Genomic DNA, 11,324 nt, shown 5'->3' with positions numbered 1-11,324 from the left:
CTATTCAATAGTCACTTTTCTGCATCAGCCTGCTTGTCATCGTCGTCTCGCCGCTTACTTGCAAGCTTAGCGCGCGGCCCCTTGTGGATTCGCGTCAGGATGTTCCTTAAAGCAAATCACATGTGAAGATCGGGTAACTGCGCATAGGGACACGAGGTAAACCCGTTTACGAAACGCGCACCATGTGCTTATCGCATTGACCAATATTGACCTGGACGATGTCATCTACTCGAATGGTCGCGCCGGATGCAACCCGCACAATTGCATACCGGAGAGAAGATGAGCCAAATGTGGTGCGTCGGCTTTGCGCAACAGATGCACCCAACTTCACCAAGGCATAAGCCTGGCCAGATGCAGACAAGTCGCGACAATCGAGCGCGGCACGCGGAAATGTTGCGTCGGCACCGCCTATTTGCAGCACTCTGCCGTAACGCCAACCAGCCTCATAGGCAGGGGACGGCAACAATGCACATCCGACGAGGAGATGAGTACTCGCGAGCAGCAACATAGCCAGTGCCCGCCCGCCAATATATCGGGACGCGCGCAAGCCTTGGTTCGCATTTTTCATGTAATTCTCTGCGTAAATGGCCTGGTGTTCTCAAAGACCAAGTGCAACACCTTTTGCTGTAAGGTGCCGCCATGGCGAGAATCTACAAACATTTGACAACCCAGGAGCGCGCTGTCGTCATGACCATGCGCGACGACCAGTGCTCCACCCGATCCATTGCTAAACGCCTTTGTCGTTCTGCCAGCACGATCAGCCGCGAACTCAAGCGCACCAGCGGCGTCGGAGTCTATGACGCCGACGCCGCCCATGCGCAGTGTCAAGCCCGGCGCGTGCTGCCACGCCGCCTGCCGAAACTGCATCCGGACGGCGTGTTATTCCAGGTGGTCCGGCATCACCTGAATCTTTTCTGGTCACCGCAGCAAATAGCGCGCAAACTCAAGGCCCTTTGGCCAGACGACCCTACCGCGACCGTGTCCCACGAGACTATCTACAACGCCATCTACGTGCATCCGCGCGGTGAACTCAAGCGCGAGTTGATCGCCTGTCTGCGCCACCACAATCAAATCCGCAAACCCCGCAGCCGGGGCACTGACCGGCGCGGCCAAATCCCGGATATGCAAAGCATCCATATCCGTCCAGCAGAGGTTGAGGACAGGCTCATCCCTGGCCACTGGGAGGGCGACCTCATCAAAGGCGCCGCCAACCGCTCGTCGGTCGGCACGCTGGTCGAACGCACGACCGGCTTTGTGGTGCTCGCCAAGATGGACAACGCCACCACCAAGGCGGTCATCGACAGCTTCTCCGCTGTGCTCAACCGCGAGCCGGCGGCGATGCGCAAGACCATGACTTACGACCAGGGCCGCGAGATGCACGGCCATAAAATCCTTACCGCGCGCACCGGTGTCCAGATCTATTTCGCCGACCCGCACAGCCCTTGGCAGCGCGGCTCGAACGAGAACACCAATGGGCTGCTGCGCCAATACATGCCGAAGGGGTCCGACCTGTCGATCTACTCGCAGGACGAGCTCGACGCCATCGCCTTATCGCTCAATACGCGCCCCAGAGCAAGGCTCAATTACGAATCGCCACTCGTCGTTTATACTCAACACATCGAACTGCTACAACATCCAACTGACACTGTTAATTAACCCAGTGTTGCGCTTGGTATTTGAAACCGCCCCTTGTAGAATCACCGTAGCGGATAGTTTGGCGTTGCCACTACTCCGCTAAATTTTTGAATAGCGATGACATCTCTTTATATTCATCGAGCGCGCCCTGTAATATAAATTCATGCTTGATCGCCTGCTCCGAGAATGTGGACAATTCCTTGTCGATCTCAACCGTGTTGCCGTCGACTGAATGCTGTTCCGGCATGCGGTATAGCAGTGGCGCTGCAAAAGCAAGCTCCCTGGTGCCGCCTGGTTTGCTCTGGTTACGCGCACCCTCGCTTCTCTCGGCTTTGAGCGCTTGCTTTAATGCCGCACCGAAATCAATATCCCGGGCCTTGAAATTCGGGGTGTCCGCATTCGCTATATTCGATGCCAGCACCGCGAGCCTCTGCTCTGACAGCTTGAGGGCTTGTTCCCAAAAAATATCTTTATTTGCAGTCGTGCCCATCAATCCATTTTGGTTTGCAAGTTTGTTCATATTCCCACCCAATAGAGCAATACCCTGAAAGCTCATCAGAAATTCCGGCGAGCCCTCGGGCGAGGTCATAAATCAGGACTTAACCTGAGCCGAATCAGACGCTGTTGTCTTGCCTCCCAATTTGTCGTTATAGGCCAGCAGGCGCAGCGCATTCACCACCACCAGTAGCGTGGAGCCTTCGTGGAATAGAACGGCGGTGCCAATGTTCAGTCCCATAATGGTGGCCGGTATGAGGACAGCGACGACGCCCAGGCTGACCCACAGGTTCTGCTTGATGACGCGGCTGGTACTGCGCGAAAGACCCACGGCAAATGGCAACTGGGAGAGGTCGTCAGCCATCAGGGCCACATCCGCCGTTTCCAGGGCGACATCAGAGCCAGCGGCCCCCATAGCGATGCCCACTGTGGCATTGGCCATTGCGGGGGCATCGTTGACACCATCCCCGACCATGGCCACCTTGCCGTGTTTGGTGCGCAGCTCTTTGATTGCCACTACTTTCTGTTCAGGCATCAGGTCGCCTTTTGCTTCGGTCAAACCAACGGACTTGGCGACGGCATCGGCAACCTGCTGGTTGTCGCCGGAAATCATGATTAGGCGTTCGATGCCGAGCCCACGCAGCGCCGCCATCACTTCACCTGCGACCGGGCGCGGCGTGTCCATCACGCCAATAACGCCCAAAAATTTCGCTCCCTTGCGCACAATCATGGTGGTGCGCCCCTGTTCGACCAGGTTGCGGTTGGCGTCGTCCACGTCCTTGGGTAAGGCAGCGTTCGCGTTCTCCGTGAAGTAGACGGGTTTGGCAATATGGACCTGCTCACCATCGACCATTGCCTGCACACCGCGACCGGTGATGCTTTTAACGTGAGAGGCGACTGCTTTGGGTTGGTTGCCCAGACGCTCCTTGGCGCCCGCTATGACAGCTGCAGCCAGCGGATGATCGCTGTGTTCCTCGACAGCGAGCGCGACCGCCAGAAGGTCAGGTTCAGAGGCGCCGGTTGCCGTTACAACGTCGGTCAGCTTCGGCTTGCCCTCGGTCAGTGTGCCGGTTTTATCGAATGCAATTGAACTCAGTGTCCCCAGGTTTTCCAATGGAGCCCCGCCTTTGACCAGTACACCTCCCCGTGCGGCACGCGCCACGCCGCTGAGTACGGCACTGGGCACCGAGATAGCCAGCGCGCATGGGCTGGCAGCGACCAGCACCGCCATGGCGCGGTAGAAGCTGTCGACGAAGGGCTCGTCAATTACCACCCACGCGAACAGCAGCAATGCCACCAATCCCAGCACCGACGGCACAAACAGCTTTTCAAAGCGGTCGGTGAAATGCTGGGTCGGCGAGCGCTGGGCTTCGGCGTCGGTTACCATTTTCACGACACGCGCCATGGTCGACTGTTCCGCTCGGCGGGCAACCATCACATCGATGGCACCGCCACCATTGATGGTGCCGGCAAACACCCTATGTTCCGCCGGCACGCGGTCAAAAGATGCAATCGCAGCCTGCGGATCAGGCACGGGTTGCTTATCAATGGGAACACTTTCACCGGTCACCGGGGCCTGATTGACGCTGCTGGTGCCGACTGTTACCACGCCATCGGCTGGCAAGCGCTCGTTGGGGCGAACTGCAACAATATCGCCTGGTTGCAGTTCGCCCACCGGCACTTCAACCAGTTGTCCGTCCCTGCGTACGTTGGCGGTCTCGGGAGCAAGCTTGGCCAGCGCCTCGATGGCGCGGCGCGCACGTCCCATAGCATAGTGCTCCAGCGAGTGCCCCAGGCTGAACAGGAACAGCAACAGCGCCCCTTCTGCCCATTGACCCAATGCAGCGGCGCCTACGGCTGCCACCAGCATTAGTGTGTCGATTTCAAAGCGACGGGCTAGTATATTTTCCACGGCCTCTTTGGTCGTGTAAAAGCCGCCAAAGCCGTATGCGGCGATATAACACCCCAGCGGCAGCCAGTCCGGCCCCGAACCATATCTGCCGATCAGCCATCCCACCGCCAATAGGGCACCTGCCACAGAAGCAAAAATGAGCTCGGAATTTTCGCCAAAGATGCCGCCGTGAGCGTGTTCGTGATCGCCTTCCTTGCCCTCTGGATGGGGAAACCTTTCTCCATGATCATGTCCAGCGTGATCATGATCGTCATGCCTTTCGGCTTTGTTGGGGACTACTATGTGCTGCGCAGGCGCCGCAGTGTTCGTGCCGCTGCTCGCCCCTGCGGACGGCACAGCGCCAGGTTCGGATAGCACACTCCTTAGAGCTTCCTCCGAAACCAGTGCTCGCTCATACTCCACCGTCACAGCGCCGGATGGCGACACTTCGGCCTCGTGTACGCCAGGTACTGCACGCAGTCGATCGGCCAACGCTCTGGCCGATCGCGCGTGCAGTGCGCGTTCAATCCTGGTTGACAAGTGTCCGTATTTGGCTGTCAGTTCGGCGCCGGCCGCTTGGACCAGTTCACGCACGCGCTGCAACGAGATGGTCTCAGGCTGATAATGTACGCAGAGCACAGGGGTGTTGGCTTCCCCGCTCTTAATGTGAACCTGTTCGATGCCTGGACGGCCAAGCAGCGCTGCATTAAGACGGGCAATACAATGGTCGTGGTCGCCTTGCACATCAGGCAGAACCAATGGTAAATCGATGCGTATTTTCGTAGACGTATTCATGGATCTGCCTTCTCCTTTGATGGGTAATACAAATCGTGCTGACGACTTCCTTCGATACAAAATTCAGTGGTGGTAAGCAGCTAAAAAAAGACGCGGAAACAGCAAAACCATCGTCAGAATGGCAACAGCCGCGTCGAGCCAATGTGGATGTACCGTGATCAGCAGGAGTGCCAAAACGCACAGGGCAAGTGCACAAATATTGCCCAACCACAGGGACCATGCTGCATATCGTGAGCTGGTGGCAGTACAGTACGCGCAGATCAGCGATGCGACCAAACCGCCCGCTGCAACCCACAGCAATGCCTCCCCTTCGACTGCGAACGGATGTAGCAAGCGATGAGGACCGCGCAGAAGCACTGCGAAGAAAGCCAATAGCAGCAGTCCAAATAAGGTGAACGAGAACACGGCTTTGATCGCGTTGTAGCAGCGTGCATGTAACGAGCCGCTAGCTTTAATGGCTCGTGGCACCCGCATTGAGCGCAGCGACAAAACGAGGTCGAGTGACAAATGGACGGCGCCGGCCAGCATGGCCAAGCTATCCGTGACAACCCAAGCCACCATCTCTGCCAGCGTGACCATAGCTGTTAGCATCCACGCCAGTCGGATCGCACCGCGTCGATACCCCACCAATGATGAATTCCCTGCCATAAAAACTCCTTTGCAAGGGACGCCGCGATCCAACGGACCGCGGCGCTGGTGGATTATTGGATTGTCGTCACGGCCTCTTCAGCGATGAACGACTCCTCTTCCTTGTCCTTGCCATGCGCAATGCGGTACAGCAATGGCAGGACCAATAGCGTTAGTACCGTGGATGACAGGATGCCGCCGATGACCACTGTAGCAAGCGGGCGTTGAACTTCTGCACCGGTCCCCGTGGCGATGGCCATCGGAATAAAGCCGAGCGACGCCACCAGTGCGGTCATGAGCACGGGGCGCAGCCTGGTCAGGGCACCCGTGGAAATCGCCTGGTCCAGTGACATGCCTTCCTCACGTAGAGTACGGATGAACGAGATCATCACCAAGCCGTTGAGAACGGCCACGCCCGACAGCGCAATGAAGCCGATTGCGGCGGAAATGGACATGGGGATGCCGCGCAACATCAGGGCGATGATGCCACCGGTCAGTGCAAACGGAATACCGGTAAAGACCAGCAAGCCATCTTTGACGTTGTTGAACATAACGAACAGCAAGGTGAACACCAGGATTAACGCCAGGGGGACCACGATCAGCAGGCGCTCGCGTGCCGATTGCAGCTGCTCAAACGTACCGCCCCAGCTGATCCAGTAGCCTGGCTGCAGTTTGACTGTCTGGTTAATGGCGCGCTCGGCGTCGGGGACAAAGCTGCCGATATCGCGGCCGCGCACATTGGCGCTGACGACGATACGGCGTTTGCCGCTTTCCCGGCTGATCTGGTTGGGGCCTGGGGCGAAGTCGAGGGTGGCCACTTCACCCAGCGGAATGTAGCTGGCCTTGTTGCCTGCCCCATTGGCACCTTGGGACAATGGAATCGGCAAACGCTTCAACGCCTCAATGTCCGAACGCAGGTTTTCCGGCAACCGAACCAGGATTTCAAAGCGCCGGTCACCCTCGAATACCGTGCCGGCTTGCTTACCACCGGTAGCGATGGCGATAGTCTCTTGCACATCGCTGATGTTCAAACCGTAGCGCGCGGTCTTCTCCCGGTCGATGTTGACGGTCAACATAGGCAAACCAACGGTTTGCTCCACCTTGATTTCCGTCGCGCCCGGAATTTTCTTCAATACTTCGGCAACGCGATTGGCCGTGGTGTTTAGCACCGCCATATCATCACCGAAGATCTTGACCGCGACGTCACTGCGTACACCGGAAATCAATTCGTTAAATCGAAGCTGGATCGGCTGCGAGAACTCGTACGCATTGCCAGGATAGTTGTCCGCTTCTTCCTGGATCGCTTGCAGCAACTCGTCACGCGTACGCTTTGGCTTCGGCCAGTCGGACTCAGGTTTAAGCATGATGTAGCCGTCCGAGATATTTGGCGGCATCGGATCGGACGCGATTTCCGCTGTGCCGGTACGCGCGAACACGCGGTCAATTTCAGGGAATTTCTGCTTGAGGCTGCGCTCAACCTGTTTCTGCATTTCGACCGATTGAGTCAGGCTCGTGCCAGGGATACGCAAGGCCTGGATGGCGAAGTCACCCTCATTCAGGCTCGGTACGAATTCACTGCCCATGCGACTTGCCAGCAGTCCCGAAAGTGCAATAAGTACCACGGCGGCGGTCACCGTAACGGCACCGTTGCGCATCACCTTTTCCAGCAACGGCGCATAGATCCGCTTGGCCGCGCCCATGATGCGATTTTCCTTTTCGGCCACCCGCTCACCGATAAACAGCGCTACGGCAGCCGGGATAAACGTCATCGACAGGATCATGGCGCCCACTAGGGCGGCGACCACGGTAAATGCCATCGGATGGAACATCTTCCCTTCTACGCCGGTCAGCGCAAAGATGGGGAGATAGACAATCATGATGATGAACTGGCCGAACAGCAGCGGGCGGCGCGCTTCCTTTGCCGCGGCAAAGACTTCATGGAAGCGCTCAGTCCGGGTTAGCGGCCGGCCATGGTGTTCTTGCGCATGCGCCAGACGCCGTACGCAGTTCTCCACAATAACCACCGCGCCATCAATGATGATGCCGAAGTCCAGTGCCCCCAGGCTCATCAGATTAGCGCTGACGTGGTAGCTGACCATGCCCGTGAATGTAAACAGCATCGACAACGGAATCACAGTTGCGGTGATGATCGCGGCGCGGATGTTGCCAAGGAATAGGAACAGAATGACGATCACGAGAATCGCCCCTTCCAGCAGGTTTTTCTTGACCGTGTTGATGGCCTTGTCGACCAGCACCGTGCGGTCATAGACCGTCACCGCCTTGACGCCAGTCGGCAACGTCCGATTGATTTCGACCATTTTTTTGTCGACCGCTTGCGAGACGATACGGCTGTTTTGGCCGATCAACATGAAGACCGTGCCCAGTACCACTTCACGCCCGTCTTCCGTCGCGGCTCCTGTCCGTAGCTCGCGGCCGATTTCCACTTCGGCGATGTCGCGTACCCGAATCGGCACGCTTTGCACATTGGTGACAATGGTGTTGCGAATGTCGTCCAGTGAACCGACCTGACCCGGGGCGCGGATCAGGAACTGTTCTCCGCGTCGCTCGATGTAGCCGGCCCCGACGTTATTATTGTTGCGGTCTACTGCCGTGACGATGTCCTTGAGGGTCAGGTTGTATGAGGACAGTTTGGCTGGATCCGGCGTCACGTGATATTCCTTGGCGTAGCCGCCAATCGAATTAATTTCTGTGACACCGACCACGTTGCGCAATTGCGGTTTGATGATCCAGTCCTGGATTTCCCGCAAATCGGTTGGCGTATAAGGTGAGCCATCGGCCTTTTTGGCGCCAGGTGTGCTCTCCACCGTCCACAGATAAATCTCGCCTAGGCCGGTCGAAATCGGCCCCATGGTGGGGGTGATGCCATCGGGAAGACGCTCGCGGGCTTCCTGGATACGCTGATTGACCAGCTGACGCGCAAAATAAATATCGGTTCCGTCCTTGAAAATCACCGTCACCTGGGACAATCCATAGCGCGACAGCGAACGAGTCTGCTCCAGGTTAGGCAGGCCGGCCATTACGGTCTCGATAGGGAACGTGACGCGCTGCTCCACCTCCAGCGGAGAATAACCGGCAGCGGAGGTGTTGATTTGTACCTGTACGTTGGTGATATCGGGTACAGCGTCGATCGGCAGCTTTTTATAGCTGAAGATCCCGGCGCCGATCATCGCCAATACGGCAAGCATGACGAGCCATCGATGTTCGATGGAGAAGCGGATAATGCGTTCAAACATGGTTGATCTCCCGCTTAATGATCATGATCGACGCCGCCTTTACCTTGCTCCGCCTTGATGACGAAGCTTCCGGTAGCAGCGTATGGCGTTTGGGCCGACATTCCGGTAAGAATTTCGACGTACTTGCCATCATTCAGTCCGGTTGTGACGGCTTGCGCCTTGAACCCTTCCGCAGTTTTCACAAATACCGTTGTCTTGCCCTCGACGGTTTGCAACGCATCGGCGCGAACCGCTACCGGCACCTGTTTAGTGCCGCGCACCAGTTCCACGTTCACAAACAGGCCCGGGCGCCAAGCCATATTCGGGTTTTGCAAGGTGACGCGGGCTTTGGCAGCACGGGTTTGCTCACCCAGCAAAGAGCCGACATAGGCGACAGTGCCCGTCGCTTTGGAATCGAGCGAAGTGGCTTTGATGGTTGCCTTTTCACCGACGCGTACCGTTTCAAGATCCTTGGCTGACACGATGATTTCCGCCCATACAGCGGACAGGTCGGAAATAGTAAAGACATTCGTATCGCCTTTGATGGCTTCGCCCAAGGTGATGTGCTTCTCAACGATAACGCCATCGAACGGCGCACGGAGCGTATAGCTGTTCAACGAACCGATGTCCGCCACGCTGGCACCTAATGCATTGAGCTTTTGCTTAGCGTTCTGCAACGTGATCTCTGCTTCACGCAGCGCCTGCTGTGCTTGGAGATAGTCCTGTTCGGCGGAGATCTTGTCCTGCCATAGTTTCTTTTCGCGGTCGTGCGTTACCTGCGCCAGATTGAGTCGCTTTTGCGCCGTCAGCAACTCGCTGCGCATCTCAGCCAGTCCAGTGCTGGCGATGACGGCCAGAACCTGTCCCTTTTTCACTCGGGACCCGAGGTCGGCGGGAACACTTTCAACGACGCCATCGACGCGCGGGACTATGTGGGCGGTGCGGTCTTCGTTGAACCGAATTTCGCCAGGCAACTGCGTTGCGGTGCCAATCGTGGCAGACGCTGCCTTTTCGATAAAGATGCCAGCGGTTTTCAACTGCGCGTCAGTAAATTTGACGACTTCCTCGTCAGCGTGGTCGCCATCGGCTTTGGATTCACCTTTATCACCAGTGGCTTTATCTTTGCCTGCCGCCTTGCCTTCAGTACGCTTTTCGCCGCTTTCTGCGGCCGTTTTCACGCTGGTGTCATCATGTTTCCAGAACAGGAGGGCGGTAGCCAGGGCCACACCGGCCACCAGTACGGTCAGGACACCGCGACGCGATTTACTATCAAGATTGGGAAGCTTCATGGCATATCCTATTGTTGTTCCAAGGGCGAGGCGCTATGCAGCTGTGGCTGCTGTTCGCCGACAATGCGTTCGATCTCCGCGCTGGCGCGGTAAAAATCGGACAGAGCCCGGAAATATTGGGTTTTGCTTTGGAATAGCGTGCGCTGCGCGTCGAGTACATCCAGGAAATTGAATTTGCCAAGCTCAAATCCCTTGGTGGCTGCGTCGACAGCGCTCTGCGCTCCAGGCAGGATTTCTTCTCGCAACGCCTGAAGTTCGGCTTTGGCCGCATCCTGCTGCGAGAATGATTCCGACAAGGCCAGCGTTAGTCGGTTTTGTTCCGCAGTGAGTTCATTCTGAGCTTTGTCTGTCCGTCGTAGTGCGCTTAAGACGTTGCCCTGATTCCGATCGAACAGCGGCAGCGGTACAGAGAAGCCAATGATGGTTTGGGAACGGCTCTCCTGGGTGTTGTCGCGTTTGCGCCCAACATTGAGCGTAAGGTCCGGTACACGCCGGCTGCGCTCAACAGCCACTTGTGCCTGTTGACGTTCCACCTGCAACTTAGCCCGCTGCAATTCCGGACTGCTTTCAATATGCGTCAGCAATTCTGGCAGTGAGGACACTGACAGGGTTTCAGTCGGCATGATCAAACGCGCAGCAGATAAGGAGGTCGCACCCCATATCCCGGCCAGTTTGCGCCGGGCCAATGCCAACGCACTGGCGGCTTGGCCAAGCTCGATGCGCACGCTCGCTTCAGCTACTTTTGCGCGGGTTTCTTCGACAGGCGAAATTTTGCCGGCTTGGACGCGGCGTGATGCAGCGCTGGTGCCGAGTTGTGCAACCTGTTGAGAGGCCTGTGCCAGGGTGAGCCGTTCTTGCGCCGTCAACGCTTCGAAATAAGCGGCGATGACAGCAGCGCGTATGGTAGCGCGACGGATAGCCAGATCGGCCACCGCTATAGCACGGTCACGCTCGGCAGCATTAACCCGTGCTGCACGCTTTCCACCCAATTCGAGCGGTTGGCTTAACTGGAGCGTGGTGGTCCGTCCGTCCTGTCGTGCGCCTTCCTGAAGCCAAGATAGTTCTGGATTGGGGCGCGCCTGAGCCTGCAAGACGCCGCCCTCGGCAACATCGATTTCCCGCTCAGCTGCAGCCAGCTCCGGGTTGAATTGAAATGCCAGTTTAATCGCCTGGGCGAGCGACATTGACGCCGTCGAGGGCGTTGCTTCTGCTGTCAGGACCGTTGCTGGGGCGCCCGGCACGGGCGCCTGTGCGTGCGCAGCCTGGCTCAAGGCCAACGCAGCGCAGCACGATAAGTAAAACAATCGCATGGAATTCTCCGTAATGAAAATGGAAGAATCCGGCGACGTTACGCCTGCA

The 11,324-nt window shown here is 57.4% G+C and carries 8 protein-coding genes; 1 reads left to right on the top strand and 7 read right to left on the bottom strand.

Annotated features, from left to right (window positions below; translation table 11 throughout):
- Window positions 1-166: 166 nt before the first annotated feature.
- Window positions 167-568 (bottom strand): hypothetical protein, encoded by a 402-nt coding sequence (locus KT882_RS29165; RefSeq protein ID WP_228893944.1) that lies wholly within the window; start codon window positions 566-568, stop codon window positions 167-169.
- A gap of 71 nt (window positions 569-639) precedes the next feature.
- Between KT882_RS29165 and KT882_RS29160 the strand changes: the two genes are divergently transcribed.
- Window positions 640-1,656: an IS30 family transposase gene (locus KT882_RS29160; protein ID WP_267478628.1), complete on the top strand. Its 1,017-nt coding sequence runs from the start codon at window positions 640-642 to the stop codon at window positions 1,654-1,656.
- 70 nt (window positions 1,657-1,726) lie between these two features.
- Here the strand turns inward: KT882_RS29160 and flgB are convergent, their stop codons facing one another.
- The 6 genes from flgB to KT882_RS29130 all read right to left on the bottom strand — a co-directional run bounded on the left by flgB (window position 1,727) and on the right by KT882_RS29130 (window position 11,149).
- A complete protein-coding gene (gene flgB, locus KT882_RS29155) occupies window positions 1,727-2,191 on the bottom strand; it encodes a flagellar basal body rod protein FlgB (RefSeq protein ID WP_228893943.1) in 465 nt (154 codons plus the stop codon).
- Window positions 2,192-2,227: 36 nt separating this feature from the next.
- Complete coding sequence (locus KT882_RS29150; protein WP_228893942.1) at window positions 2,228-4,816, bottom strand: heavy metal translocating P-type ATPase; 2,589 nt, start codon at window positions 4,814-4,816, stop codon at window positions 2,228-2,230.
- 63 nt (window positions 4,817-4,879) lie between these two features.
- Window positions 4,880-5,464 carry a cation transporter gene (locus KT882_RS29145; protein ID WP_228893941.1) on the bottom strand — a complete coding sequence of 195 codons (585 nt, stop codon included), beginning with the start codon at window positions 5,462-5,464 and terminating at the stop codon, window positions 4,880-4,882.
- A gap of 53 nt (window positions 5,465-5,517) precedes the next feature.
- Window positions 5,518-8,697 carry a CusA/CzcA family heavy metal efflux RND transporter gene (locus KT882_RS29140; protein ID WP_228893940.1) on the bottom strand — a complete coding sequence of 1,060 codons (3,180 nt, stop codon included), beginning with the start codon at window positions 8,695-8,697 and terminating at the stop codon, window positions 5,518-5,520.
- Between the two features lie 14 nt (window positions 8,698-8,711).
- Window positions 8,712-9,965 carry an efflux RND transporter periplasmic adaptor subunit gene (locus KT882_RS29135; protein ID WP_228893939.1) on the bottom strand — a complete coding sequence of 418 codons (1,254 nt, stop codon included), beginning with the start codon at window positions 9,963-9,965 and terminating at the stop codon, window positions 8,712-8,714.
- Between the two features lie 8 nt (window positions 9,966-9,973).
- Window positions 9,974-11,149, bottom strand: a complete 1,176-nt coding sequence (locus KT882_RS29130) for a TolC family protein (protein WP_228893938.1) — start codon at window positions 11,147-11,149, stop codon at window positions 9,974-9,976.
- Window positions 11,150-11,324: the final 175 nt, after the last annotated feature.

The organism is Pseudoduganella aquatica (assembly GCF_020865585.1).
Classification (GTDB): domain Bacteria; phylum Pseudomonadota; class Gammaproteobacteria; order Burkholderiales; family Burkholderiaceae_D; genus Rugamonas; species Rugamonas aquatica_A.
This window is presented reverse-complemented; position numbering and strand designations above follow the sequence as displayed.

Excerpts from the sequence above, each read along its gene's own strand:
- KT882_RS29165 (WP_228893944.1), bottom strand. The coding sequence starts at position 568 with ATGAAAAATGCGAACCAAGGCTTGCGCGCGTCCCGATATATTGGCGGG.
- KT882_RS29160 (WP_267478628.1), top strand. The coding sequence starts at position 640 with ATGGCGAGAATCTACAAACATTTGACAACCCAGGAGCGCGCTGTCGTC.
- flgB (WP_228893943.1), bottom strand. The coding sequence starts at position 2,191 with ATGAGCTTTCAGGGTATTGCTCTATTGGGTGGGAATATGAACAAACTT.
- KT882_RS29150 (WP_228893942.1), bottom strand. The coding sequence starts at position 4,816 with ATGAATACGTCTACGAAAATACGCATCGATTTACCATTGGTTCTGCCT.
- KT882_RS29145 (WP_228893941.1), bottom strand. The coding sequence starts at position 5,464 with ATGGCAGGGAATTCATCATTGGTGGGGTATCGACGCGGTGCGATCCGA.
- KT882_RS29140 (WP_228893940.1), bottom strand. The coding sequence starts at position 8,697 with ATGTTTGAACGCATTATCCGCTTCTCCATCGAACATCGATGGCTCGTC.
- KT882_RS29135 (WP_228893939.1), bottom strand. The coding sequence starts at position 9,965 with ATGAAGCTTCCCAATCTTGATAGTAAATCGCGTCGCGGTGTCCTGACC.
- KT882_RS29130 (WP_228893938.1), bottom strand. The coding sequence starts at position 11,149 with ATGTCGCTCGCCCAGGCGATTAAACTGGCATTTCAATTCAACCCGGAG.